We start from the raw sequence: 25,945 nt of genomic DNA on the forward strand, positions 1-25,945 counted from the left end.
CCGCACCCGTGCCAGTAGGGGCGCACCGCAGACGAACGCACGCAGACCGCGGGCGCACGCGCATAGCTTCCGCCCATAGGCTGGGGCCATGGCAGACAAGCCCCTCGAGGAATGGCTCGCGTCGCACCCGTTGAAGAAGCCCGGGATGTTCAAGGACGGGTATCGGCGCGCGGACGTCGACGACGTGCTCGACAAGATCGCCGACCGCCTGCGAGCGAACCGTCAGTTCGCCGATCTGCTGCTGAACCTCGACTTCCCGACGGCGCCCCGCGCCGAGGCGTACGACCGCGCCCAGGTCGCGAACCTCTTCGACAATCTCAAGTGGGGCTCGGACCCCCGAAAGTAGGGCAACGCCCCCTCGGAAGCTTCGCCGCTCAGGTGCGGCCGTTTGCGAGTCTGAGGCCGGTCGTTTCACCCGCATGTGACGGCACCTGAAACCGCGGGTGTTCCGGATGAACGCCGGAGCCCCGCTCCGACGGCTTCGGATCCGGACCGGCGTTCGGCGAACGGCACCCTCGCGCGCTTAGGCTGGGACGCATGCGGTTGGCGACGTGGAATGTGAACTCCGTTCGGGCGCGCGTGGATCGGATCGTCGGCTTCGCCGAGCGCGCCGACATCGACGTCCTGGCGATGCAGGAGATCAAGTGCAAGCCGGAGCAGTTCCCGTACGAGCAGTTCGAGGCCGCCGGCTACCAGGTCGAAGCCCACGGTCTGAACCAGTGGAACGGCGTCGCGATCGCGAGCCGCGAACCGATCGAGGACATCGAATATGCCTTCACCGGCATGCCGGGGTTCAAGAAGGGGTATGAGGGCGACGACGCCCCCCTGGAGGCCCGCGCACTCGGCGCAACCGTGGGCGGGGTGAAGGTCTGGAGCCTGTACGTGCCCAACGGCCGCTCGCTCGAGGACCCGCACTACGCCTATAAGCTGCGCTGGCTCGAGGCCCTGCGGCAGCACACCGCCGACGCCCTCGCGGCGCGGCCCGACCTGCCGCTCGCGCTCGTCGGCGACTTCAACATCATCCCCACGGATGCCGACAACGGCGACCCCGACATCGTCGAGGGCGTCTCGACGCACGTGTCCCCCGCCGAGCGCCAGTCGTTCCAGGCGCTGCTCGACGCGGGGCTGACCGACACCGTGCGGCCCCTGATCCCGACGGGCTACACCTACTGGGACTACCAGCGGGTGAAGTTCCCGAAGGACCAGGGCATCCGGATCGACTTCGTGCTCGGCTCCCCCGCCTTCGCCGAAGCCGTCACGGGTGCGTCGATCGAGCGCGACGAGCGCAAGGGCGAGCAGCCGAGCGACCACGTGCCGGTCGTGGTCGATCTCGATCTGGGCGGCGAGGACGACGACCTCGACGTTCCGATGATCTTCGGGTGAGCACCGACACCGACGAGCCGCCCGTCCGCAGACGCCGCCTCGGCTCATCCGCCGCCAGGGGGAGGCGCACGACCCCCGCCACGGCCTACGGTGAACTCATGGCACCGCAGATCGACCGCGCCGACGCCGGATCACCCGCGGCCCCGCCGCCGGCCGCCAGCGCCGACGAGCCCGCCGCGACGGGCGTCGCCGACGCCCCAGCAGGCGACAGCGCCCGCACCGAGCCGACGCCCTCCTCCCCCGCCCGCTCCGCGCCGACGAGCCGCGAGCTCCGCCAGGACTACGCCCTGGCCGCCGGGATGTTCATCGCCGCGCTCGTCAGCGGCGCGCTGTCGTCCATCAGCGAGGCGTACGGTGAGCAGACGGCCGATCTGGTCTGGGTCATCCCGCTCAGCGTCGGCACCTGCCTCCCGCTCGCCGTTCGCAAGAAATACCCGATCACGGTCGCATTCGTGGTCTGCGCGTCGTACTTCCTCGGGGTCTCCTTCTACATCCCCGAGATGTTCGCGGGCAACATTGCGATGTTCATCGCGATCTACACCGTCGGGGCGTGGACGAACGACCGACGCCGCGCTGCCGCCGCCCGTGCGATCATCATCGTCGGCATGGCCGTCTGGCTGCTCGTCTCGACGTACATGTCCATCGGCGACGCGGCTGACGACGCCGAGGTCGTAGCCGGCGCGATGTCGCCGCTCGTCGCCTTCATGCTGCTGAACTGGCTCATCAACGGCGCGTACTTCGCCGGGGCGTACTTCATGGGGGACCACGCCTTCCGCGCCGCCCTGAACAGGCAGTCGCTGCAGCGCCTGACGCGCGAACTCGAGGAGGAGCGCGAGCTCGCCGCCGAGCAGGCCGTCGCGCTCGACCGCGTGCGCATCGCCAGGGAGCTCCACGACGTCGTCGGCCACCACGTGTCGGCCATGGGCGTGCAGGCGGGCGCGGCCCGTACCGTGATGGCGACGGATCCGGATGCCGCGGAGGAAGTCCTCAAGGGCGTCGAGTCGAACGCCCGCACCGCGATCGATGAGCTGCACCACCTGCTCGACACCCTCCGTGACCCCTCCTCCGGCGGCGCGACGCCGTCGGCCCTCCACGTGGCCGATATCGCGGAGCTCGCGCGGCAGGCGAACGCGGCCGGGATGCGCACGACGTTCGCCGTGATCGGCGACACCGTGCCGCTCACCCCGCTGATCGAAACGAACCTGTACCGGATCGCCCAGGAGGCGCTGACGAACGCCAGGCGCCACGGCGGCCCCCACGCCGCCGCCGATGTGCGCCTGCGCTGGGCGTCGGACGCCGTCGAGCTCGAGGTCACCAACACCGGCCGCGTGCGGGCGGGCGCCCGCCCCGGCATCGGCCAGCTCGGCATGCGCGAGCGCGCGACGGCGATGGGCGGCGTCCTCCATTTCGGCCGTAGGGAACCGGCAGGGGAGGGCGCGGTGGAGCGATCCGGCTACCTCGTCCGTGTCAGCGTCCCGCTCGGGGAGAACGGACAGCCGACGGGGGAGGGGCGGCGATGACCGCGCCGATCAGCGTGCTGCTCGTCGACGACCACAGCACCATGCGGATGGGGTTCCGGATGATCCTCGAGGCCAGCGGCATCGCGGTCTCCGGCGAGGCGGCGACGGGTCGCGAGGCGCTGCATGCCGTGCGCGGCATGCGTCCGGACGTGGTCTTCATGGACGTCCAGATGCCCGACCTCGACGGCATCGAGGCGACCAGGCTCATCCGGGCGGAGCTCGGCGACGACGGGCCGAGCATCGTGATCGTGACGACCTTCGATCGCGACGACTACCTGTTCTCGGCGCTGGAGGCGGGCGCGAGCGGTTTCCTGCTGAAGAACGCGGGCCCAGAGGAGCTCGTTCAGGCCGCGCGCTCCGCGGCATCCGGGGACGCGCTGCTTGCTCCCGAGGTCACGCGTCGCGTGATCGAGCGCTTCGCGACCGGCGGAACCGGGGCGCACGACGGCACGCAGCACGGCGGGACGGGCACGGCTGCGCGGGGGCGCGGGAGCGGGCCCGCCGCGCCCGGTCCCGCGACCGGCGCGCCCCCTACCACGGGAGCCCCGCCCGGGGCCGGATCACCAGCGGACGGCCGGCCGATGGCGGACCCCGTGAACGCGACGGCACACGCCGCGATCTCGTTCACGGAGCGGGAGGCGGAGGTCCTGCGCCTCCTCGCCCGCGCGATGAGCAACGCCGAGATCGCTGCGGAGCTGTTCATCGGCGACGCGACCGTGAAGACCCACGTCTCAAACGTGCTGCTGAAGCTCGGCGCCCGCGACCGCGTCGCCGCGGTCGTCTGGGCCCACCGCAACGGTTTCGCCTGACGCGGATCGCCCTCGCGCGGCGCTCTCAGCGGCCCCGGCCCACGCTGACGCACCACCTCCACTTCGCCGCGGTCGCAAACTCCACGCTGCAAACGCGATTCACGGAGCGTCGTTTGTCACCGCGGCGAAGTCGCTCGTGACCTGGGCCCAGTTGAACCGTCGGCTCCGCAACTCAGATACCCGGCGCCGCGCAGCGCAGATCGACCACCGTAGAGGGACCGGCCGCCCCCAACTCGCGCCGTCGCAGATTCCGCGCGGCAGACGCGATTCATAGAGCGTCGTTTGTCACCGCGTCGAAGCCGTTCGTGACTTGCCAGCGCCGAACGTCGACCCCGTGCAGAGGAACCCCGCACGACGCAGAACGCCCGCCCCGCGCGCGGCGGGGCGGGCGTATGCCGCTAGAGGTATGCGCTTACGCGTTGGCCTTCTCGACCCGGGCGACGAGCCCCAGGAACGCGTCGAGGTACGACTGCAGGAACGCCTTCGTGCCCTCGTTGGTGATCTCGCGGTCATCGGTGATGAGGCCGGGCGCGACCTGCACGAAGCCCTCCGGCTGGCCCATCACGATCGCGTTGACGTGGCTCAGCACGGCCTTGAGGTGCTGCTGCGCCGCCGCAGTGCCGATCGCACCGGGCGAGCCGCCGAGCACGGCGACGGGCTTGCCCCCGAACGAGAACGAGCCGTACGGGCGGCTCGCCCACTCGATCGCGTTCTTGAGCACACCGGGGATCGAGCGGTTGTACTCGGGCGTGACGATCACGATGCCGTCGACCGACTCGATGTGGTTCTTGAAGTCCGTGCCGACCTGCGGGAACTCGGCGTCGTAGTCGGCCGAGTAGAACGGCAGGTCCTTGATCGCGATCTCCTCGAACTCGACGCCCTCCGGCGCGAGCTTCGCGAGGGCCTCCGCGAGGGTGCGGTTGAGCGAGGTGCTCGAGATGCTGCCGACGATGTAGCCGATCTTGGTCACGGATGATCTCCTTCTGATCCGGGGCCGGGCGTCGCCGGCGGTACGCGCAGGTGGAGCACCCGCGGACACGATCCTATTCCCGTGCATATGATCACGGACTGTGCGCGCCGCCGGCAGCGCTCCTCCGAATGACCCGCGCCTGCGGCCCGATGCCTTGCCCCGACGGCTCCCCCTTCCGGAGGACGCCGCAGATCTCCGCCTGGCGGGGGAGGCCCCGCCGGCGCCCGCCTCAATACCGTGGGAGCACGACACAGCGAAAGGGGGCCGCGATGCTGACGCTGAGCGGAATCACCAAGAACTACGGCGAGCGCCGTGTGCTCGACGGCGTGGGCTTCGACGTCGCGCCGGGGAGGCTGACGGGCTTCGTCGGCGGCAACGGCGCCGGAAAGACCACGACGATGCGCATCGTGCTGGGCCTGCTCGAGTACGAGGGCGGCAGCGTGACGCTCGGCGGGCGGCCCGTCACCGTCGCCGACCGGCGCCGCTTCGGATACATGCCGGAGGAGCGCGGGCTGTACCCGAAGATGAAGGTGCTCGACCACATCGTGTACCTCGCCCGGCTGCACGGCTTCACCCGCGCCGACGCGACGGAGCGCGCCACCGCCATCCTCGAACAGCTCGGCCTCGGCGAGAGGCTCCGCGACAACATCGAGGCGCTCTCGCTGGGCAACCAGCAGCGCGCCCAGATCGCGGCGGCCCTCGTGCACGATCCGGATGTCCTCATCCTCGACGAGCCGTTCAGCGGCCTCGACCCGCTCGCGGTCGAGGTGGTCGCCGGCGTTCTCCAGGACCGCGCCGCCGCGGGCGCATCGGTGCTCTTCTCCTCCCATCAGCTCGACGTCGTCGAGCGCCTGTGCGACGACCTCGTCATCATCGCGGGAGGCACCGTGCGGGCGTCCGGCCCCCGCGAGCAGCTGCGCCAACAGCACTCGACGCGCCGCTTCGAGATCCTCACGGGCGCCGACATCGGCTGGCTCCGGGCGGAGACCGGCATCGAGGTCGTCGACTTCGACGGCGGCTACGCGCTCTTCGACGCCGCAGACGACGCGGCTGCCCAGCGCGTCCTCCAGCGGGCCGTCGCCGCGGGCGACGTCGCCAGCTTCAGCCCCCAGCAGCCCTCGCTCGCCCAGATCTTCAAGGAGGTCATCCGATGAACGCCCCGAGCTCCGTCTCGACGCCGCAAGCCGCCTGGCTCGTCGCCGAGCGCGACATCGTCTCGCGCCTGCGCAGCAAGGCCTTCCTCATCTCGACCCTCATCCTGGTGCTGATCGCAGTCGGCGGCATCATCTGGATGGGGATCGCGGGGAACATGACCTCGGCGACGCCCGTCGCCGCCACACCGGAATCCGCGCAGATGCTGCCGGACACCGAGGAGCTCGAGGTCACCGAGGTCACCGACCGAGCGGCGGGGGAGCAGCTGGTGCGCGACGGCGACGTCGACGCCCTCGTTCTGCCCAGCGCCGACTCTCCGACGGGCGTCGAGGTCGTCGCGCTCGAGGAGGCGCCGGAGGGTCTGGTCACGATGCTCGCCGTGCAGCCCCAGGTCACGCTCCTCGACGACGCCGCCGTCCCGTTCTTCCTCCGGTACATGCTCGGCATCGTGTTCGGTGTGCTGTTCATGGGCATCACGCTGACGTTCGCGATGCCGATCTCGACGGCCGTCGTCGAGGAGAAGCAGACCCGCGTCGTCGAGATCCTCATCTCGACCGTCTCGGCCCGCGCCCTGCTGGCCGGCAAGGTCATCGGCAACCTGATCCTCGCCCTGGGCCAGATCCTCGTGCTCGCTGCGGCATCGATCGCGGCGCTGGCGTTCACGGGCCAGAGCGACGTCGTCACCGACTTCGGCGCCCCGGTCGCGTGGTTCGCGCTCTTCTTCGCGCTCGGGTTCCTGCTCCTGTCGGCGATGTTCGCCGCGGCCGGCTCGATGGTCTCGCGCCAGGAGGACATCTCGCCGACCGTGATGCCGGTGATGTACCTCGTGATGCTGCCGTACTTCCTCGTGATCGTGCTCGGCGACAACCCGCTCGTGATGACGATCATGTCGTACGTGCCGTTCTCGGCGCCCGTCGCGATGCCCGTCAGGCTCTTCTTCGACGAGGCGGCGTGGTGGGAGCCGCTCGCATCGCTCGGGATCATGGTCGTCACCTGCGTCGCGGTGATCGCCCTCGGCGCCCGCATCTACGAGAACTCGCTGCTCAAGATGGGCGCGCGCGTGAAGCTCGGCGAGGCGCTGAAGAAGTAACTCCGACGCAGAAATGCCGCTTACTGCTCGAAACCCCGGGTCGGGGGAGCAGTAAGCGGCATTTCTGCGCCGCCGAGCGGGGTCAGGCGACGCGCTCCGCCGCGAGCGAGAGCTCCTCGCCGTTCGGCGCGACGTCGACGCGCACCGTGTCGCCGTCGCGCACGCCGCCCGCGAGGATCGCCTTCGCGAGGCGGTCCTGCACCTCCTTCTGGATGAGGCGCCGCAGCGGGCGCGCGCCGTACACCGGGTCGTAGCCGGCGTCGGCGAGCCAGGCCCTGGCATCCGGGGTGACGGCCAGCGTCAGGCGGCGGTCCGCGAGGCGGCGCTGCAGCTGGTCGACCTGCAGCTCGACGATCTGGGCGAGCTCGTCGGTCCCGAGGGCCCGGAACATCACGATGTCGTCGAGCCGGTTCACGAACTCCGGCTTGAACGACGCCTGCACGAGCCGCATGACCTGCTCGCGCTTGTCGGCCTCCCCGATGGCGGGGTCGATCAGGATGGGCGAGCCGATGTTGCTCGTCAGGATCAGGATGACGTTCTTGAAGTCGACCGTGCGGCCCTGGCCGTCGGTCAGGCGGCCGTCGTCCATGACCTGCAGCAGCACGTCGAAGACCTCCGGATGCGCCTTCTCGACCTCGTCGAGCAGCACGACCGAGTACGGGCGCCGGCGCACGGCCTCGGTGAGCTGGCCGCCCTGGTCGTAGCCGACGTAGCCGGGAGGGGCGCCGACGAGCCGCGACACGGAGTGCTTCTCGCCGTACTCCGACATGTCGATCCGGATCATGGCCTGTTCGTCGTCGAAGAGGAACTCCGCGAGCGCCTTGGCGAGCTCGGTCTTTCCGACGCCCGTCGGTCCGAGGAACAGGAACGAGCCCGTCGGTCGGTCGGGGTCGCTGATGCCGGCCCGCGAGCGGCGCACGGCGTCGCTGACGGCCGTCACCGCCTCCTTCTGGCCGATCAGCCGACGGCCGAGCTCGGTCTCGAGGTTGAGGAGCTTCTCCGTCTCGCCCTGCATGAGGCGGCCGACGGGGATGCCCGTCCACGCCGCGATCACCTCGGCGATGGCCTCGTCCGTGACCTGGTCGCCCACCATTCGCTCATCCGACTGCTCGGCCCTCTCCGCCTCGGCGACCTGGCGCTCGAGGTCGGGGATCTCGCCGTAGAGCAGGCGCGACGCGCGCTCGAGCTTTCCCTCGCGCTGGGCGCGCTCCGCCTCCACGCGGGTCGCGTCGAGGCGCGTCTTGAGGTCGCCGACGCGGTTCAGCGAACCGCGCTCGGCCTCCCAGCGCTCCTGCAGCGCCGTGAGCTCGGCCTCCTGGTCGGCGAGCGTCGCCCGCAGATCGGCGAGGCGCGCCTTCGAGGCGTCGTCCTTCTCCTTCTTCAGCGCGAGCTCCTCGAGCTTCAGCCGGTCGACGTGGCGGCGCAGCTCGTCGATCTCGACGGGGGCCGAATCGATCTCCATCCGGAGCCGGGAGGCCGCCTCGTCGATCAGATCGATCGCCTTGTCGGGCAGCTGGCGCGACGGGATGTAGCGGTGCGAGAGCGATGCCGCGGCGACGAGGGCGCCGTCGGAGATCGTGACCTTGTGGTGCGCCTCGTAGCGCTCCTTCAGGCCGCGCAGGATCGCGATCGTGTCCTCCACGCTCGGCTCGCCGACGTACACCTGCTGGAAGCGGCGCTCGAGCGCCGCATCCTTCTCGATGAACTCGCGGTACTCGTTGAGCGTCGTCGCGCCGATCATCCGGAGCTCGCCCCTGGCGAGCATCGGCTTGAGCATGTTCGCCGCCGCGACGGAGCCCTCGCCGCCGCCCGCTCCCATGAGCACGTGCAGCTCGTCGATGAACGTGATGATGCGCCCGTCGGAGTCGGTGATCTCCTTGAGCACGCTCTTCAGGCGCTCCTCGAACTGGCCTCGATACATCGCGCCGGCCACGAGGGCCGAGATGTCGAGCGCGATCAGCTCGCGCCCCTTCAGCGACTCGGCGACGTCGCCCGCGACGATGCGCTGCGCGAGCCCCTCGGCGACGGCGGTCTTGCCGACGCCCGGCTCGCCGATCAGCACGGGGTTGTTCTTCGTGCGGCGGGTGAGCACCTGGCTGACGCGTCGGATCTCGCTGTCGCGCCCGATCACCGGGTCGAGCCTGCCGCTGCGCGCCTGCTCGGTCAGGTTGATCCCGAACTCCTCGAGCGCGCTCTTCTGCTCCTGCTGATCTGCCATTGCCCCTCCCGCGGCCGTGTCGACGATCCGGATGCTCACCACCCGGATTCAAACTTGAGTCTAGCAAGCTCAAGTTTAGCAGGCAGTGTTCTCGGAGCAAAGCCCGGCCCGGAACATTCACCGCGCCGCCGAACACTACGCAGTCGATCCCGCCCACCCGCCTCCGGCCACCCCCAGGAATCCGCGGCACCGGCGCTGCCCCGCGAGCGTCTCCTGCATTGTGTCGGCGCCGCCGGTCGGCCGCCCACGCGGCCCGCTCAGCGAGACGCGGTGAGCGCGTCGGCGAGCTCCGTGAGCGCTGGCAGTCCGATGAGGGCGTCGACCTGCGGGATGCGGGTAACGGGGGCGCCGAGGTCGAGCCCGTCGAGCTCGGCTTCCTCCCTCTCGCGGCGCGCCGGGAGCGCGTCGGCGGGGGAGAGGCGGTTCGCGACGACGCCGACGAGCCCGACTCCGAGGTGCTCGAGCTGGGCGGCGACCTCGCGGCTCTCGGCGATCGGCATGGGCTCGGCGACCGTGACGAGCACGAACCCGACGCGCGCCGGGTCGACGAGCGCGTCGCGCATGAGCGAGAACCGCGCCCGGCGCTTCAGCAGCACGCGGCGCAGCTCGGCATCGCGGTCGGAGGTGTCCTTCGTGCCGCCCAGCGCGCCGTACGCCGCCGAGTAGCGCTCGGAGCGGTCGCGGTTCGCGAGCAGCTTCTCCGTCCATCCGGTCATCCGCTCCGGCATCGCCAACAGGTGCAGCGTGTGCCCGGATGGGGCGGTGTCGAACACGACGAGGTCGTAGCGGTCCAGCCCGGTCTCGAGTGTCTCGGCGACGCGCTCGAGCACGGCCGACTCGTGCGTGCCCGGCGCCTCGCGCGCCGACTCGAGGTGCTCGCGGGCGGCCCTGTGCAGTCGGTCGGGGAGCAGCCGCTCCATCGTGCCCCGCACGGCGCGCAGGTGCGCGTCGACGGTTCCGGCGGGGTCGATCTCGATGCCGTCGACGCGGCCGGTCGCTTCCTGGCCGCCGGCGCCGCCCGTCGCCCGCCACAGCTCGACGGGGTCGTCGCCCACCGGCGCCTCCCACAGGTGGCCGAGGTTGTGGGCGGGGTCCGTCGAGACGACCAGCACGCGGGCGCCCTCGCGCGCCCTCGCGAGGGCGAGCGATGACGCGATCGACGTCTTGCCGACGCCGCCCTTGCCGCCCACGAAGACGGCCCGCAGGCCTGCGATGTCGTTCAGCAGCATCCGGTTCTCCGTTCGGCGCCGACGGGTTCATCGCGCGCTGAGCCGCGCGGGGCCGCCCGCCCCGCACGGCTCAGCAGCACGAGATGTGGTCCAGGGGTGAGCGCTCCATGCCGGCGCGGGTGTGCCACTCGTGGAAGTCGTCGTAGACCGCCGGCAGCAGCTCGGCCGTGTAGTAGGCGGCGGGGTCGGGCACGCCGAGCGATTCGGCGAGCACGACGAGCATGAAGTGGTCGTCCTCGTCGCGCCGGGCCACGGCGAACGTCTTCCGGTAGGGGCCCGCGTAGAACTCCTCGAGCCCCCGCGTGAACGCCCGCCACCGGCTCCGCAGTCGGGCCCAGCGCGACGAGGTCATCCGGCTACTTCACCGTCTTCACGGTGATGGTGACGTGGTCGACCAGGTCGGCATCCGGGCCCTCCGGCTCGTCGCGGGCCGCGCGGCGCATGGCCGCGATGCCCTCGACCCCGACCCAGATGGTCGCCACGATGATGATGAGGTCCAGGATGAGCAGCAGCCAGTTGGTGTCGGTGCCGCCGTTCCAGAACGTCCCCACCTGCACGATCGCTGCCCAGAACGCCGCGACGAACACGAACAGCAGCGGCAGGATCGCGACGTAGGGGTTGCTGCGCTTCCGGATGAGCATGATCGCCACGATGATCAGCGTCAGCGAGGCGAGCAGCTGGTTCGTCGTACCGAACAGCGGCCAGATCGTCAGGCCGCCCGAGCCGTCGACGCCCTGGCTGAACACGAGCGCGATGCAGACCACGAGCACGATGATCGTGGCGACCACGTTGTGGATCCGGAACCCGACGACCTCCGCGGCCTCCTGGAACACGAAGCGCAGCAGGCGCACGCCGGTGTCCATCGTGGTGGCCGCGAACAGAACCGCCATGGTCGCCAGCACGGTCGCCGACAGGGACTGCGGCAGGCCGAGGCCCATCTCGATGATGTTGCCGCCGCCCTCGACGAATGCGCTGACGCCGCCCTGGTTGAAGGCGCTGTAGACCTCCTCCCACCGGGCGACGGTCTGGATGCCCGCCGTGGTTGCGAGGATCGCGCCCAGCGCGAGCAGGCCCTCGCCGACGGCGCCGAAGTAGCCGACGAAGCGGGCGTCCGTCTCCTTGTCGAGCTGCTTCGACGTCGTGCCAGAGGCGACCGCCCCGTGGAAGCCGCTGATCGCGCCGCACGCGATCGTGACGAACAGCAGCGGCCAGATCGCCGGCGTCCCGTCGGGGACGGCGGTGTTGATCGCCGGTGCGACGAAGTCCTTGCCGAAGAACAGGCCCGCGACGAGCATGCCGACGAACAGGATCGCGAGGCCGACGAAGAGCTGCACGCCGTTGATGTAGTCGCGCGGCTGCAGGAGCAGCCACACGGGCAGGAGTGAGGCGATGCCGGCGTAGACGAACAGCGCGATGATCCAGAACGTGGCCGGGCTCATGCCCAGAATCGGGTCGGGGAGCACGACGGGGAACTGGTCGCCGACCCAGATCAGCCCGTAGAGCACGACGACGCCGACGATGGTGACCGCCGTGAGGTTCCACTTCAGCTTGTACACCGCGAGGCCGATGAGGATCGCCACGGGGATCGCGCCCCAGGCCGGGATCACGGCCGACGGGCTCCCGATCAGCAGATCCTTGATGACGACGGCGAAGGCCGCGATCACCATCAGCAGGAGCAGGCCGATCACCAGCAGGAAGACGTACGAGCCGCGGCGGCCGATATAGCGCGCCGCGAGCGCGCCGATCGAGCGGCCCTTGTTGCGCTCGGACGCCCAGAGCGCGCCGAGGTCGTGCATGCCGGCGAAGAAGACGGTGCCGATCGTGACCCAGAGGAACGCGGGCAGCCAGCCCCAGATCACGGCGACGGCGGGCCCGACGATGGGCGCGGCGCCGGCGACGGACGTGAAGTGGTGACCCCAGAGCACGAACTTGTTGGTCGGCACGTGGTCGACGCCGTCGTGCTTCTCGTGCGCGGGCGTCACGAACGCCGGGTCCAGCTTGAGCACGCGCTTGCCGAGGTACTTGGAGTAGATCAGATAGCCGAACGCGAAGATCGCGAGGCCGATGAGCATCAGGATGACGGGGCCCATGATCGTGCCTTTCTGTCGTCTTTGACTTGCCGTGAGCGCGCCGGGCCGGCGCGCCGGGGAGTGCGCAGGGTCCAGCTTCACATCCGCCACATAGGCAACACGCAGACCACGCTCACGATGTCCGATTCGTTATGCGGCCGCCGTGCGGGTGGTGGGGTGTGCAAGTAATGTACCTTTTGGTACATTGACCGCATGAGCACTTCAGTGGCGACAGTGTGTCTGTCCGGCGGCCTGGTCGAGAAGCTCCACGCGTGCGCCGCCGCCGGCTTCGACGGCGTGGAGATCATGGACGCCGACCTCGTCGCCGCTCCCGAGTCGCCCGAGGAGATCCGCGCGCTGTGCGCCCGCCTCGGCCTGCGCATCGACATGTTCCAGCCGTTCCGCGACTTCGAGGGCGTCGACGAGGCCGCACTCGCGGCCAACCTCCGCCGCGCGGCGGCGAAGTTCGACGTCATGGAGCGCCTCGGCACCGACCTCATGCTGCTGTGCAGCAACGTGGCGACCGCGACGACGGGCGACGACGACACCCTCGTCGCCCACCTGCGGGCGATCGCCGACCTGGCGGCGGAGCGCGGCATCCGGATCGCGTACGAAGCGCTGGCGTGGGGCGCGTACGTCGACGACTACCGCGAGGCCTGGAGGCTCGTCGAGCTCGCCGACCGCGACAATCTCGGCGTCTGCCTCGACAGCTTCCACATCCTCAGCCGCGGCTTCGACCCGGAGGCGATCGAGCGCATCCCCGGCGAGAAGATCTTCTTCCTGCAGCTCGCCGACGCCCCCGCGCTCGAGATGGACGTGCTGCAGTGGAGCCGCCACCACCGTCTGTTCCCCGGCGAGGGGGACTTCGACCTGACGGGGTTCCTCGGCCACGTGCTGCGCGCCGGGTACGCGGGACCGCTCTCGCTCGAGGTCTTCAACGACACCTTCCGGCAGACCGACGTCGTGCGCACGGCGGCGCACGCACGGCGCTCCCTGACCTGGCTGGCCGACCGCACCGCCGCGGAGAACGGCTGGGACGCCGATCGGATCATCGCGCCGCAGCCGGCGCGCGAGGTCGACTTCGTCGAGATCGCCGGCGCCAACCTGCACGAGTTCGACCAGATGCTCGGTCAGCTCGGCTTCGCGTTCCGCGGCGGCCATCGGTCCAAGCCCGTGCGGCTGTGGACGGCGGGCAGTGCCCGCGTGATCCTCAACGAACAGCTGCGGCACGAGTCTCCGCGCCTGACGGGCATCGGCGTCGCGGTCGGCGACGCGGCAGCCGCCGCGGAGCGCGCCGCACAGCTCGGCGCCGCCCCCGTGTACCGCCGCACGTACCGCGGCGAGGTCGAGCTGCGCGCCGTCGCGTCGCCCGACGGCACTGAGGTGTACTGGAACGATCGGCCCGCGGAGGACTCGTGGGTGCGCGAGTTCATCGGGGGAGCGCACGAGGCATCGCTCTCCGGTGCGATCGATCACGTCAACGTCTCGTACCCATGGGAAGAGTTCGACGAGGCCGTGCTGTTCATGTCGAGCGTCGTCGGCCTCGAGGCCGAGTCGGCCGCCGACGTTCCCGGCCCACGCGGCCTCGTCCGCAGCCAGGTGATGACGACGCCGGATGCCGTCATCCGGCTGCCCATGAACCTCGCGCCGCCGACGGCTCCGGTGCCCGACCGGCATGCGGCGGTGCGCGTCGACGACGCCGTCGCGGTCGCCCGCGCGGCCAGGGCGCGGGGCCTGCGCTTCCTGCCCGTGCCCGCGAACTACTACGACGACGTCGCCGCCCGCTTCTCTCTCGACGCGGACACCCTCGGCACGCTGCGCGAGCTCGACCTGCTCTACGACCGCGACGCCGACGGCGAGTTCGTGCATTTCTACACCCCGACGATCGGCGGGGTGTTCCTCGAGATCGTCGAGCGCCGCGGCAACTACGACGGCTACGGCGCCCCCAACGCGCCCGTGCGCCTCAGCGCACAGCGCCAGCTCGCGACCCCCACGCCGTAACTCTTCATTTCTGGCACATCTCCTGTGGTGGCAGCCACCGGAGATGTGCCAGAAATGAAGGGTTGGGGCGGCCTCAGCGCGCGCTGACCCAGGCCTCGACGATGTCGGGGAGCATGGCACGGGTGCGCTCGAGCGATTCCGGCGCGAGCGGGTCGCGGCCGAACAGGTGGCCGAACGTGTGCTGATTCGCCACCTGGAATACGCAGTATGCGCTGATGAGCATATGCACGTCCAGGGCGTCGAAGCCCTCGCGGATCTCGCCCATCTCCCGCCCGCGGCGCAGGATCACATCGAGCAGATCGACGGCCGGCTGGCCGAGTTCGCGGAGGGAGTCGATGCGCTTCAGGAAGTGCGCGCCGTGCACGTTCTCGATCATCACGAGCCGGATGAACTCCGGGTCGCCGACGTGATGGTCGAACGTGGCGGTCGCGATCTCGCGCAGCGCCTCGAGGGGGTCGAGCCCCGCGACGTCGATGCGCGATTCCTCCTCGCGGATGCCGCGGTACGCGCGCTCCAGAACGGCGGAGTACAGCTGCTCCTTGCCGCCGAAGTAGTAGTAGATCATCCGCTTCGTCGTGCGGGTGCGGTCGGCGATCTCGTCGACGCGGGCCCCCGAATAGCCGTGCTCGGCGAAGACCTCCGCCGCGACGTCGAGGAGCTCGCGCCGCGTCCGCTCCGCGTCGCGGATGCGCGGCCGTTGTGCGCTGGTGGTCATGGTGTCCCTCGGTCGTCCGGCCGCCGACGTTCGACCGCGGCGTCCCTCATATCGTACGGATCGCGTGCGCCGCGGCAGAAGCGTGCTCCGGCGGAGCGGGCATTCGCCCCGCCCGCCCCGCCGGAGGCCCTGCCCCGGCTGAGCATCCCCGACCGCTGCACGGGGATGCTCAGCCGCCGCTACTCCGCGGTCGCGCGGATCGCCTCGAACACGGCGAGCTGGTCGCCCGTGAGGTTCTCCTCGAACCAGCCCACGGCCTGGTCGCGGAAGGCCTCGATGTCGACGTCCTCGTTGACCTCCCACTCTCCGGCGTCCTTCCACTCCTGGATCTTGGCGGCCTCCTCGTCGGCGACGCACTGAGTGACGCCCTCGACCGCCTTGTCGACGCCGTCCTGCAGGGCCGCCTGCTGCTCGTCGCTGAGGTCGTTCCACACGTCGCCGATGATGACGAGGTTGGTGTTCAGCTGGTGCGCCGTCAGGCTGATGTAGTCCTGCACCTCCTGCAGGTTCAGCGAGTCGATGTTGGTGATCGGGTTCTCCTGGCCGTCGACCGTGCCCTGTTGCAGCGCCAGGTAGACCTCCTCATAGGCGACCTCCGTCGCCTGCGCACCGAGCGCATCCGCGTTCAGGAGGTACTGCGGCGAACCGGGGAACCGGATGCGCTTGCCCTCGAGATCGGCGGGTGCGGAGATCGGATCGTTCGACGTGAAGTGGCGGGCGCCCGCCGACCAGACGCCGAGGGTGCGGATGCCGCTCGCCGCCTCGAAATCGGCGAACACCTGCTGCCCCTCCTCGCTGGCGGCGAAGGCGGCGAGGTGCTCCGGCCCGTCGAACGCGTAGGCCGCGTCGAGGACCGACACGGGTTCGTGCACGGCGCCGAGGGCCGACGCGCCCTGCAGGTCCATATCGATGTCGCCCGAGGCGACGGCCGCGATGCGGTCGGCGTCGCCGCCGAGCTGGCTCGACGGGAACACCTCGATCGACAGGCCCACATCGGCCTGCTCGACCGTGTCGACGATCGTGTCGACACCGCAGGTGTGCTGCGGCTGGTCCTCGTTGTAGCTCGTGGCGAGGTCGATCGTGACCTCGCCGCCGCCCCCTCCGCCGTCGCCGCCGCTTCCGCACCCGGCCAGCGCGATCCCCGCCGCGCCGACCAGAGCGACCCACGCTGCTCGCTTAGTCCTAACGTTCATGGTTGCTGTTCCTCTCCTCGGTGGTGTTCCGTTGCCCGCCGACGGCTTCTGCCGCCGCCAGCGCGTCGATGTCCCGGATCATGGCGGCCCGATCCGCTGTCAGCCCGGTGAAGATCTCGAAGGCGTCGATCGCCTGTCCCGCCGCCATGCCGAGGCCGTTCATGGTGCCGAGTCCGCGCCGGCGCGCCGCCGCCAGCAGCGCCGTCTCGGTCGGCCGGTACACGATGTCGGCGACCCACGCGCCCATCGGCAGCCGATCGGGGTCGAAGGCCTTGCCCGGCAGACCCGCCATCCCGAAAGGTGTCGCGTTCACCGCTCCCTCCGCATCGTCGAGCAGCCCCGCCTCATCCGGTTCGGCGGCGCGCACGCCGCCGACCGAGCCGCCGAGCCGCTCGGCGAGGGCGGTCGCCCGTTCGAGGACGGGGTCGACGATCACGAGCTCCGCGACGTCGCGCTCCGCCAGTGCGGCCGCGACCGCATAGCCGGCCCCTCCCGCCCCGAACTGCACGACGCGCCCATGCGGGCCGGCGCCGAAGGCCTGGTCGAACGCTGCGCCGAAGCCCGTCACGTCGGTGTTGTGACCGACGAGGCCGTCCGGGGTGAACTGCACCGTGTTCACGGCGCCGATCCGTTCGGCGCTCGGCGCGAGCCCGTCGAGCAGCGGGATGATCGCCTGTTTCGCCGGGTGGGTCACGTTCAGGCCGTCGAAGCCGAGAGCGCGCGCCGCGCCGAGCACTCGGCCGAGCTCATCCAGATCGACCGCGTCGGAGGCGATCTCGATCGGCCGGTACACGCAGCCGATGCCGTGCCTCGCTCCCTCGAGCTCGTGCAGCCGGGGCGTCAGCGACGGGCGCACTCCGTGGCCGATCAGACCGAGCAGGACGGTGCGGGGCGCGCCGGGCAGCAGCGGTGCCGTGGAATGCACGAGCGCGCTCACAGGCCCATCACCCCCGGCAGCCACATCACGGCGGCGGGGAAGAGCACCGCCAGCAGAACGACGACGACCAGCGGCACGATGAACGGCAGCGTGCCGCGGAAGACCTCGCCGATGCGCGTCCTCGACACGGTCGACGTCACGAACAGGACGGTGCCGACCGGCGGCGTCAGCAGGCCGATCATGAGGGAGATGATCGCGACGACGCCGAGCACGATCGGGTCGACGCCGTAGGTGTTCGCGATCGGGATCAGAATGGGCACGATCAGGACGAGAACGGCGGTCGCGTCGATCACGGTGCCGAGGATGAGGCAGATGAGGACGACCAACAGCAGGAAGATCGTCGGGTCGTCGCTGATCGACAGCATCGCGTCTGTCATCAGCTGCGGCAGGCGCTCGCGGGCGAGGATGTAGCCGAGCAGCGACGCGGTCGCGACGATGAGCATGATGGCGCCCGTCGTGAGCGCCGTCTCCTTGAGCGCCGCCAGCAGCGAACGCCACGACAGCGAGCGCTGCACGACGCCGACGATCAGGATGTACACGGCCGAGACCGCGGCCGCCTCCGTCGGCGTGAAGACGCCGCCGAGGATGCCTCCCAGGATGATGACGGGCGTCACGAGCGGCAGGATCACGCCCTTCGCCGACGCGAGGACCTCGCGGCGGTCGAACTCGTCTCGGGTCACCTTCGGGTTCCTGGCGACGAGGACCGCCACGACGACGATCAGCCCGGCGGCCATCAGCAGCGCGGGGATGACCGACGCAGCGAACAGGGCCCCCGTCGACACCGCCGCGAGACCGGCGTAGATCACGGCGGGGATCGAGGGCGGCATCACGGGTGCGATCAGGGAGGACGACGCGGAGACGCCCGTCGCGAAGCGGCGGCCGTAGCCCGCGCGGATCATCTGCGGGATCTGCACCTTGCCCAGGGCGGCGGCGTCGGCGACGGCCGACCCGCTCATCCAGCTGAAGCCGACGCTCGTGCCGATCGCGACGTAGCCGAGCGAGCCGCGCACGCGGGCCAGCAGCGCGAGCGCGAAGCGGAACAGGCGGTCGGCGATGCCGGCGTGGTTCGCGAGCGCCCCCAGCAGGACGAACAGGGGGACGGCGAGCATCGGGAAGCTGTTGGCGGCGTTGAACACCTCGCGCAGCGCGTTTCCGACCGACTGCCCGTTCGCCCACATGTAGACCACGGACGGACCGAGGAACGCCAGCGCGACAGGAACCCGGATGACCAGGAGCACCGCGATCGCGATGCCGAGCAGGGCGAGCATCATGCGACGACCTCCGCATCGTCCTCGACGTCGGGCAGGATCGGGCCGGTGATCGCGATCTGCGCGGCCTGGATCAGCGATCGGACGGCCGTCGAGGCCACCCCGACCAGGATCGGGATGTAGACGAGCGACATCGGGAGGCGCAGAACGGGCGACTTGATGATGCCCTGCGTACCGATCAGTTCGATCGCCTCGACCACCAGCAGCACGGCGAACAGCGCCGACAGCAGCATCGCGATCGTCTGCACGATGCGCACGAGCGTCCGGCCGCGGAAGCCGTCGATGACCTCGAGCGCGATGTGGCCCCGCGTCGTGATCAGCACGCCCGCGACCGCGAAGGTCAGCCAGACGAGGCAGAACTGCGAGACCTCGCCCGTCCAGGCGATCTGCTCGATGGGCAGATAGCGCTGCAGCGCCTGGAAGAAGACGAGTGCGGCGATCGTGATGAGGCACGCGATCGCGATCGTCATCTCGATCGCCGTGATCACGCGGACCAGCGTGCGCCACCAGGGGGCGCGCGCCGGTGCGGCATTGTCGGTCATGGGACATCCTTGTCGGTCCACGAACGGGGTCGATTCATAACGTACTGGTTAGTACATAGCGATGCAACCCCAATCGCGCGCGGCGCCGACCGTTCCCAGTAGCCTGGGAGCATGTCGAACGACCAGCAGCCGGATCAGCCGCAGCAGCAGCCGTATGCCCAGGGCGGCATGAGCTCTGCCGACGGGTCGGCCCCGCGGCAGCCGCTCCCCGGCCATCCGCAGACGCCGTCGCATCAGATGGCAGCCGTGCCCCGCCCGCGCGGCACCCGCGCGGGGCTCGCGTGGTCGGGCCTCGTCCTGGCCGTGCTCGCGCTGCTCGCCGGGCCCTTCGTCTCGGCGGGAATCGCCGCCGCGTTCCAGACCGGATCCATGGACGTTGCGGTCTACTCGTCCGTGATCGCGCTCGCGAACATCGGCGTCGTCGGAACCCTCGCCCTCCTCGGGCTGATCCTGAGCTGCGTCGCCCTGACGGGCACAAAACGCGTCCTGACGGGCATCGGCATCGGCGCCAACGCCGCGATCCTGCTGAGCATCGCGTTCAACACGCTCCTCACGCCCCTCGCGTACTCCTTCATCTGAGGCACCCGCGCCGGCTCCCGGCCTCCGTCCCGGTCGCAGGGAACGCGCCGCAGGCGCCGCGCATGGCGCGGGATCCGACACCGGAGCGGTGGCCCGGCCGAAGCGGGTGAGCCCGGCGCCGGAGGTCAGGAGCGGCCGGAGCGGACGCGCTCGTACACCGCGATCATCTCTGGCGTGCGGGCCGACTGGCGGAAGCGGCGGCCGACCTCCTCATCCGGGGTCGGTGCGGCGCCCGCCCGGATGTCGGCCGCCGCTGTGCGCAGCGCCTCGGCGAGCGCAGCCGGCGAGGGGTCGGGCCGCGGGCCGTCGCCGACGTGCCACACACCCGAGCCGACCTCTGCGGCGATGTCGGGGTCGCTCACGACGCTCGGAGTGCCGAGCGCGGCCGCCTCGAACGGCGTCATCCCCTGCGTCTCGAATCCGATCGATGTCTGCACGAGCGCGTCGGCGCGAGCGATCCGCTCGAGGGACGCACGGTAGGGGAGGCCGCCGGAGAACACGACGAGGTCGCCGAGGCCGAGGCGCGCGACCAGGCGCTCGGCCCTCGCCCGCTGCGCCCCGCCGCCGATCACCTCGACCCGGATGTCCGCATCGGCGAGCGCGACGGCCTCGAGGAAGGGCAGCAGGCGCTTCTCGGGGCTCATTCGCCCGATCCAGACGAAGCGCGGCGGGCCGGCCGGCCGCTCCGCCGGAGCCGCCGCGCGCACGATCTCGAGCACCTCGTCGTCGGCGCCGTTCCACAGCGCGTCGACGGGCGAGAACACCCCGTGGCGCTCCAGGCGCCGCGCGAAGTGGCCGGATGGGGCGGTCACGGCGTCGGCGCCCGAGGCGAGGCCGCGCAGGTAGGCCCAACCGTCGGAGCCGCCGCCCGACCCTGGGAGCGCCGCGCGGCGCCACGCGTTCAGCGCGCGCATCACGAGGCCGGGGAGCGGCGCCGTCGCCCGGATGCCCTCCTCGACCCGGTTGTGCATCGTGTGCACGAGCGGCAGGCCGTGCCTGCGTGCGAAGCGGTGCCCGAGGAACGCGCCCCAGAAGTCGGCCTGCACGTGCACGACGTCGACAGGAGGGCGCCCCGCCATGGCGCGGTCGACGGCGCGATCGGCCGCGCTGCCCGGCCAGGTGAGGGAGTACTCGCGGTCGGGTGTGATCGGGATCGACGGCAGGTCGGCGTACGCGGGATCGGCAGCGTTCGCAGCGGCGCGCGGCCCGTGCCGCCGCGGCGCGACGATCGTGACGGTGTGCCCGGCCAGCTCGAGGTACCGGCGCTGCAGGCGCGTGGACACCTGCGCCCCGCCCATCGTCTCGACGTGCTGGTCGGCGAACATCACGACGTGCATCCGGCCCCCGTTCTCCCCACCCGACGCTACCGCCCCACCCGAAGCCCCTGACAACTCTTCATTTCTGGCACATCTCCGGTGGTGTGGACGCCCGGAGATGTGCCAGAAATGAAGAGATAGCCCGGGCGCGGGGGTTACGGCAGGGGTTCGCCCCGGTACAGGGCCTCGAAGGTGTCGAGCGTCTTGTTGATGTCGTGCACGTCGACCATGTCGAGGGAGGCCTGCTGCATCGCCCTGCGCTCATCCGGCGCTTGGCTCAGGACGTCGGTCAGGCGCGCCGCGAGCGCGTCGACGTCGCCGGGCGGGAAGAGGTAGCCGTTCTCGCCGGGGTTCACGAGGTGGGGGAGCGCGACGGCGTCGGCCGCCACGACCGGCAGCCCGGATGCCATCGCCTCCATGGTCGCGATCGACTGCAGCTCGGCGATCGACGCGATCGCGAACACGCTCGCCCGCGTGAGCGACTCCCGGAGCTCCTCGTCGGTGACGTGCCCGCGGAACGTCACGCGGTCGCGCACGCCGAGCTCGTCGGCGAGCTTCTCGAGCCCCGGCCGCTGGTCGCCGTCGCCGACGAGCTCGAGCGTCGCCCCGAGCGACGGGTCGAGCGCCGCGAGCGCCCGGATGATCACATCGACCTGCTTCTCGGCCGTGATGCGGCCGACGAACACGATGCGGGCGTCCTCACGCGGCGTCAGGTCTGGCGTGTAGCTGCGCTTGTCGATGCCGCAGCTGACGGGGATGACCCCCGAGACGTCGACCATCGACTCGAGGAAGTCGGCCGCGCGGCGGGTCGGCGTCGTCACGGCGCTCGTCAGGTCGAACGTGCGCTTCGCATCCGCCCAGGCGACGTCGATCACCTTGCGGCTGAGGGCTTTCGGCAGGCGCGCCGAGTCGACGATGTTCTCGGGCATGACGTGGTTCGTCGCGACGATCGGGATGCCCCGCCGCCGCGCGATCCTGCTGAGCCCGCGCCCGACGACGATGTGCGACTGGATGTGCACGACATCCGGGTGCACCTCGCCGAGCACGCGCCGCGCGTGATGCTTCGCGCGCCACGGCCACACGAACCGCAGCCACTCGTGCACGGGCATCTTCCACGACGGCAGGCGGTGCACCGTCATGGGCTGGCCCTCGATGACCTCGGTCGCGGGCGCCGACGCACGGTGCGTCGTGTTCGGTGCGACGACGTGCACGTCGTGGCCGCGCTCGACGAGGCCGGCCGCCAGTCGCTCGGCGAAGCGCGCCGCCCCGTTGATGTCGGGGGCGAACGTGTCGCAGCCGATCACGATGGTGAGCGGTCGGCCGTGGCTTGTGTTCTGCACGAGACCCGACGCTACCCGGGAGCGCCTGGGATGTCCGCCAGCACGCGGCGCTATCAGGCAGAACGGAGGTTAACCCCCGGGCAGGCGGCCGGATGACCCGAGCGGCCGATACCGGGATCGACGAACACAGGGTGATCGGGTGTCGGGGTTCCGGTGCCCGCACGGTGCATCGATGAGCCCGGTGCCGTCAGACGTCCCCGCCCGCCGCGCAACGCTCCGCTTCAGCGCGCTGAAGGCACCATACGGCAGACGGCGCCGAGAAGAGCGCGCCGAGAGCGACGTTCCCGCCGCCTCAGCCCTGCTCGGCCCACCACGCGAGGAGGCGGCGCTCGGCCTCCTCCTCGCCGAGCGCGCCCTCGTCGAGGCGCAGGTCGAGCAGGAACTTGTAGGCCCTGCCGACGGCGGGGCCCGGCGCGATGCCGAGCACCTGCTGGATGCGGTTGCCGTCGAGCTCCGGCCGGATGGCGTCGAGCTCCTCCTGCTCGCGGAGCACCGCGATGCGGTCCTCGATGTCGTCGTACGCCGCCTTCAGCCGCGCCGCCTTGCGGCGGTTGCGGGTCGTCACGTCGGCGCGGGTGAGGATGTGCAGGCGCTCGAGCTCGTCGCCGGCGTCGCGCACGTAGCGCCGCACGGCCGAGTCGGTCCAGGCGCCCTCCGAGTAGCCGAAGAAGCGCAGGTGCAGCTCGATGAGCGTCGTCACGGACGAGATCATGTCGCCGCTGAACCGCAGCGCCTGCATGCGCTTGCGCGCCATCCGGGCCCCGACAACGTCGTGGTGGTGGAACGTCACGGCGCCGCCCGGCTCGAGCTTGCGGGTGCGGGGCTTGCCGATGTCGTGCAGCAGCGCCGCCAGCCGCAGCGCGACATCCGGCTCCGCCTCCGGCGTACGGGCGCGCTCCAGGTCGATCGCCTGCCGGAGCACCGTGAGGGAGTGCTCGTAGACGTCCTTGTGGTGGTGGTGCTCGTCGACCTCGAGGCGCAGCCCACCGATCTCGGGCAGGAACTCGTCCATCAGCCCCGAGTCGACGAGCTCCCGGATGCCGGGGGCCGGGTCGAGCGTCTGCAGCAGTCGGATGAGCTCGCCCTGGATCCGCTCGGGGCTCACGATCGCCAGGCTCTCGCGCAGGCGCGCCATCGCCTCGCGGGTGGGCTCGGCGAGCGCGAAGCCCAGCTGCGACGAGAAGCGGGCGGCCCGCAGCATCCGGAGCGGATCGTCACCGAAGCTGATGTCGGGGTCGATGGGGGTGCGCAGCACGCCGGCGACCATGTCCTCGACGCCGCCTGTCGGGTCGACGAGCTTGGTCTCGGGAACGCGCAGCGCCATCGCATTGACGGTGAAATCGCGCCGGGTGAGGTCGGCCTCGAGGGTGTCGCCGAACTCGACGGTCGGCTTGCGGGTGGCGTGGTCGTAGCTGTCGGCGCGGTAGGTCGTGATCTCGACCTGCTCGCCGCGCACGCGCGCGCCGATCGTGCCGAACTCGCGCCCGATGTCCCACTGCGCGGACGAGACGGGCGTGACGATCCTCAGGATGTCGTCGGGCCGCGCATCCGTCGTGAAGTCGAGGTCGTGAGTCGCGCGCTCGAGCAGGGCGTCGCGCACCGGCCCCCCGACGACGGCGAGCGAGAAGCCGGCGTCGTCGAACGCGCGCGCGAGCGTCGCGACGACGGGATGGGCGGCGAGTTCCCCGAGGCGGGCGAGCCCGGCGGCCATGTTGAGCATGCCCTCCAGGCTATCGGGCGCGCATCCGGGTTCCCCTGACGCGCCGGGCGGCGTCGGGATCCGCGTCGATGGGCCCCGGCAGGATCCCGCCGCTCCCGCCGCGGCGCGACGTGTCCGCGGCGTCCCGGGCCGGCGGCCACGTGCGGGGCTCCCGCGGTGCTCGCCACCGGGGCATCGCCGCTCACGCGAAGGCGAGGAACCCGTCGAGCAGGAGCTCCCGGATGGCCGGCAGCTGGGCGGCGCGCAGCGCCGCGGCATCGGCCTCGAGCAGCTGCGCGATCGCGTCGATGATCGTGCCGGCATCCAGTTCCCCGTCGCACGCGCCCACGAGGCCCGCGAGCGCGGGGTCGGCCTGCACGCTGCGGCCGAACCCGCCGCCCTGGCGCAGCTCGATGACGCTCGGCGCGTCCTCGCCCGGCGTGTGGTGCCTGGCCTCGGTGACGTCGGGGGAGACTCGGAACCGGGCGGCGGCGAGCGCGTCGTCGTCGAGCCCCGACGCCCGATCGTGCTCGGCCAGCACCGCCGCGAGGTGTGAGCCGAGGGCGCCCTCCGACGGGATCGGCTGGGTCAGCCGCTCGAAGCGGCGCAGGGTCGGCTCCGGCCCCGCCGCGCGGCGCAGCAGCACGTAGCCGAAGCCGACGGCGCTGACGCCGCGGGCCGCGAAGTCGTCGAGCCACGCGCCCTGCAGCGCGTCGAACTCGGGGCTGCCGGGCACGGTGCCGCCGTCGCGGATCCACGTCTCGGCGTACCGGATGGGGTCGAGCTCCTCGCGCTCGACGACCCAGGCGTCCAGGGGCACGGGGGAGGCGTCGACCCAGGCCCGCACGCGGTCGAGGCCGGAGACGCCGCCCCGCGTCTCCCAGTTGCCGAGCATCTGCGCGACGCCGCCCGGCTCGAGGTGCGCACCGACGCCGGCGAACACCTGCTCGACGAGCGTGTCGCCCACCAGCCCGCCGTCGCGGTACTCGTACTCGGGAACCCCGGCGGCGCGCGGCGTGATGACGAACGGCGGGTTCGACACGATGCGGTCGAACGTCTCGCCCGCCACCGGCCCGAAGAGCGAGCCCTCGCGCAGCTCGACGCCGTCCGTCGCATCGATCAGCAGGTTCATGCGCGCGTAGTCGAGAGCGCGGGCCGACAGGTCGGTCGCGACGACCTCGTCGGCGTACCGCCTGGCGCGCATGGCCTGGATGCCGCATCCGGTGCCCAGGTCGAGCACGCGCCGCGCGGGCGTCGGCAGCTGCAGGCCCGCGAGGGTGAGGGAGGCGCCGCCGACGCCGAGCACGTGGTCCTCGGCGAGCGCGCCGCCGCCGAGGGCGATCTCGTCGAGGTCGCTCGCGACCCACCACTCGCCGGGGCCGCGGTCGTCGTGGAAGGACTGGGGTCGGACGACCGCCCGGGGGCTCACCGAGCCTCTGTCGGCCGAGGCGAGACCGAGCTCGACGAGGCCGTGCGAACCGAGCGACGGCAGCGCCGCGTCGACGTCGGCGACCGGCTGCGCGACGCCGAAGATCAGCAGCCGTGCGAGCACCGCCTGGGCGTCGGTGCGGCCGGCGATCGCCCGCAGGGCGGGGCCGCGCAGACTCCGCCCGATGGCGTCGTCGGCCTCCACGCCCCACGCCGCGCGCAGCGACTCGGAGCGGAAGCGGGCGGCGCGGAGGTCCTGCCGGAGCGCCTCGACGAGCGCGGGGTCTGCATTCGGTCTCACGCGCCCATTCTGCCGCGCCAGCACCGAACACAGCGCAGTCGACCCGGCCACCACCGGCTGCCGACCCCGCGCGAGCACGGCAGACCTCCCGCCCGGCCGCGGAGGAAGGACTGCGCACTGCGTGCCGAGTCAGCGTGCGGCCCGGCACGGCGGGTTCCCCCACCCGCCGCGGCGCATCACGGAACA

Annotated in this window: 22 protein-coding genes; 8 read left to right on the top strand and 14 right to left on the bottom strand. The window is 71.3% G+C overall.

Going from position 1 to position 25,945, the window contains the following annotated elements; genetic code table 11:
- Positions 1 to 88: 88 nt before the first annotated feature.
- The 4 genes from C0010_RS08570 (at position 89) to C0010_RS08585 (ending at position 3,712) form a co-directional block, all read left to right on the top strand.
- Complete coding sequence (locus C0010_RS08570; protein WP_105566665.1) at positions 89 to 346, top strand: hypothetical protein; 258 nt, start codon at positions 89 to 91, stop codon at positions 344 to 346.
- Positions 347 to 537: 191 nt separating this feature from the next.
- A complete protein-coding gene (locus tag C0010_RS08575; protein ID WP_105566666.1) occupies positions 538 to 1,383 on the top strand; it encodes an exodeoxyribonuclease III in 846 nt (281 codons plus the stop codon).
- Positions 1,380 to 2,903, top strand: coding sequence for a sensor histidine kinase (locus C0010_RS08580; protein ID WP_232531866.1), 1,524 nt, complete (start codon positions 1,380 to 1,382; stop codon positions 2,901 to 2,903). The genes C0010_RS08575 and C0010_RS08580 overlap by 4 nt, the downstream gene beginning before the upstream one ends.
- Positions 2,900 to 3,712 (top strand): response regulator, encoded by an 813-nt coding sequence (locus tag C0010_RS08585; RefSeq protein WP_105566667.1) that lies wholly within the window; start codon positions 2,900 to 2,902, stop codon positions 3,710 to 3,712. Before C0010_RS08580 ends, C0010_RS08585 begins: the two co-directional genes overlap by 4 nt.
- 412 nt (positions 3,713 to 4,124) lie before the next feature.
- On the opposite strand, the gene C0010_RS08590 is transcribed toward C0010_RS08585, so the two are convergent.
- Positions 4,125 to 4,682 (bottom strand): NADPH-dependent FMN reductase, encoded by a 558-nt coding sequence (locus tag C0010_RS08590; protein ID WP_232531868.1) that lies wholly within the window; start codon positions 4,680 to 4,682, stop codon positions 4,125 to 4,127.
- Positions 4,683 to 4,951: 269 nt separating this feature from the next.
- On the opposite strand from C0010_RS08590, the gene C0010_RS08595 reads away from it, so the two are divergent.
- Entirely contained in the window at positions 4,952 to 5,836 is an 885-nt protein-coding gene (locus C0010_RS08595) for an ABC transporter ATP-binding protein (protein WP_105566669.1), read from the top strand.
- Positions 5,833 to 6,924 (top strand): ABC transporter permease, encoded by a 1,092-nt coding sequence (locus C0010_RS08600; protein WP_105566670.1) that lies wholly within the window; start codon positions 5,833 to 5,835, stop codon positions 6,922 to 6,924. Before C0010_RS08595 ends, C0010_RS08600 begins: the two co-directional genes overlap by 4 nt.
- A gap of 82 nt (positions 6,925 to 7,006) precedes the next feature.
- Here C0010_RS08600 and C0010_RS08605 read toward each other — a convergent pair whose 3' ends face one another.
- The 4 genes from C0010_RS08605 to C0010_RS08620 all read right to left on the bottom strand — a co-directional run bounded on the left by C0010_RS08605 (position 7,007) and on the right by C0010_RS08620 (position 12,461).
- Positions 7,007 to 9,142 carry an ATP-dependent Clp protease ATP-binding subunit gene (locus C0010_RS08605; protein ID WP_105566671.1) on the bottom strand — a complete coding sequence of 712 codons (2,136 nt, stop codon included), beginning with the start codon at positions 9,140 to 9,142 and terminating at the stop codon, positions 7,007 to 7,009.
- Between the two features lie 257 nt (positions 9,143 to 9,399).
- On the bottom strand, positions 9,400 to 10,371 hold the full coding sequence (locus C0010_RS08610) for an ArsA family ATPase (RefSeq protein WP_105566672.1): 972 nt from the start codon (positions 10,369 to 10,371) through the stop codon (positions 9,400 to 9,402).
- Between the two features lie 70 nt (positions 10,372 to 10,441).
- Complete coding sequence (locus C0010_RS08615) at positions 10,442 to 10,723, bottom strand: cory-CC-star protein (protein ID WP_105566673.1); 282 nt, start codon at positions 10,721 to 10,723, stop codon at positions 10,442 to 10,444.
- 4 nt (positions 10,724 to 10,727) lie between these two features.
- Positions 10,728 to 12,461, bottom strand: coding sequence for a carbon starvation CstA family protein (locus C0010_RS08620; protein WP_105566674.1), 1,734 nt, complete (start codon positions 12,459 to 12,461; stop codon positions 10,728 to 10,730).
- A gap of 192 nt (positions 12,462 to 12,653) precedes the next feature.
- Between C0010_RS08620 and C0010_RS08625 the strand changes: the two genes are divergently transcribed.
- Positions 12,654 to 14,441, top strand: a complete 1,788-nt coding sequence (locus C0010_RS08625) for a sugar phosphate isomerase/epimerase and 4-hydroxyphenylpyruvate domain-containing protein (protein WP_105566675.1) — start codon at positions 12,654 to 12,656, stop codon at positions 14,439 to 14,441.
- 73 nt (positions 14,442 to 14,514) lie between these two features.
- Here C0010_RS08625 and C0010_RS08630 read toward each other — a convergent pair whose 3' ends face one another.
- The 5 genes from C0010_RS08630 to C0010_RS08650 form a co-directional block, all read right to left on the bottom strand.
- Positions 14,515 to 15,156 (bottom strand): TetR/AcrR family transcriptional regulator, encoded by a 642-nt coding sequence (locus C0010_RS08630; RefSeq protein WP_105566676.1) that lies wholly within the window; start codon positions 15,154 to 15,156, stop codon positions 14,515 to 14,517.
- 179 nt (positions 15,157 to 15,335) lie between these two features.
- Positions 15,336 to 16,349, bottom strand: coding sequence for a DctP family TRAP transporter solute-binding subunit (locus C0010_RS08635; protein ID WP_105566677.1), 1,014 nt, complete (start codon positions 16,347 to 16,349; stop codon positions 15,336 to 15,338).
- Positions 16,339 to 17,286 carry a shikimate dehydrogenase gene (locus C0010_RS08640; protein ID WP_232531869.1) on the bottom strand — a complete coding sequence of 316 codons (948 nt, stop codon included), beginning with the start codon at positions 17,284 to 17,286 and terminating at the stop codon, positions 16,339 to 16,341. The genes C0010_RS08635 and C0010_RS08640 overlap by 11 nt, the downstream gene beginning before the upstream one ends.
- Positions 17,283 to 18,557: a TRAP transporter large permease gene (locus tag C0010_RS08645; protein WP_105566678.1), complete on the bottom strand. Its 1,275-nt coding sequence runs from the start codon at positions 18,555 to 18,557 to the stop codon at positions 17,283 to 17,285. The genes C0010_RS08640 and C0010_RS08645 overlap by 4 nt, the downstream gene beginning before the upstream one ends.
- Positions 18,554 to 19,096 (bottom strand): TRAP transporter small permease, encoded by a 543-nt coding sequence (locus C0010_RS08650; RefSeq protein ID WP_105566679.1) that lies wholly within the window; start codon positions 19,094 to 19,096, stop codon positions 18,554 to 18,556. Before C0010_RS08650 ends, C0010_RS08645 begins: the two co-directional genes overlap by 4 nt.
- A gap of 111 nt (positions 19,097 to 19,207) precedes the next feature.
- Here C0010_RS08650 and C0010_RS08655 point away from each other — a divergent pair, with 111 nt between their 5' ends.
- Positions 19,208 to 19,675 (top strand): hypothetical protein, encoded by a 468-nt coding sequence (locus C0010_RS08655; RefSeq protein ID WP_105566680.1) that lies wholly within the window; start codon positions 19,208 to 19,210, stop codon positions 19,673 to 19,675.
- A 125-nt stretch (positions 19,676 to 19,800) separates the two neighbouring features.
- Here C0010_RS08655 and C0010_RS08660 read toward each other — a convergent pair whose 3' ends face one another.
- The 4 genes from C0010_RS08660 to C0010_RS08675 form a co-directional block, all read right to left on the bottom strand.
- Complete coding sequence (locus tag C0010_RS08660; protein ID WP_105566681.1) at positions 19,801 to 21,012, bottom strand: glycosyltransferase; 1,212 nt, start codon at positions 21,010 to 21,012, stop codon at positions 19,801 to 19,803.
- 134 nt (positions 21,013 to 21,146) lie between these two features.
- Complete coding sequence (locus tag C0010_RS08665; RefSeq protein ID WP_105566682.1) at positions 21,147 to 22,331, bottom strand: glycosyltransferase; 1,185 nt, start codon at positions 22,329 to 22,331, stop codon at positions 21,147 to 21,149.
- Positions 22,332 to 22,623: 292 nt separating this feature from the next.
- A complete protein-coding gene (locus C0010_RS08670) occupies positions 22,624 to 24,051 on the bottom strand; it encodes a CCA tRNA nucleotidyltransferase (protein WP_105566683.1) in 1,428 nt (475 codons plus the stop codon).
- Between the two features lie 181 nt (positions 24,052 to 24,232).
- The gene (locus C0010_RS08675) at positions 24,233 to 25,759 is read right to left on the bottom strand and encodes a DUF7059 domain-containing protein (protein ID WP_105566684.1); all 1,527 of its coding nucleotides are present in this window, start codon (positions 25,757 to 25,759) and stop codon (positions 24,233 to 24,235) included.
- Positions 25,760 to 25,945: the final 186 nt, after the last annotated feature.

Origin of the sequence: Microbacterium halophytorum (genome assembly GCF_002970975.1) — a bacterium.
Taxonomy (GTDB): domain Bacteria; phylum Actinomycetota; class Actinomycetes; order Actinomycetales; family Microbacteriaceae; genus Microbacterium; species Microbacterium halophytorum.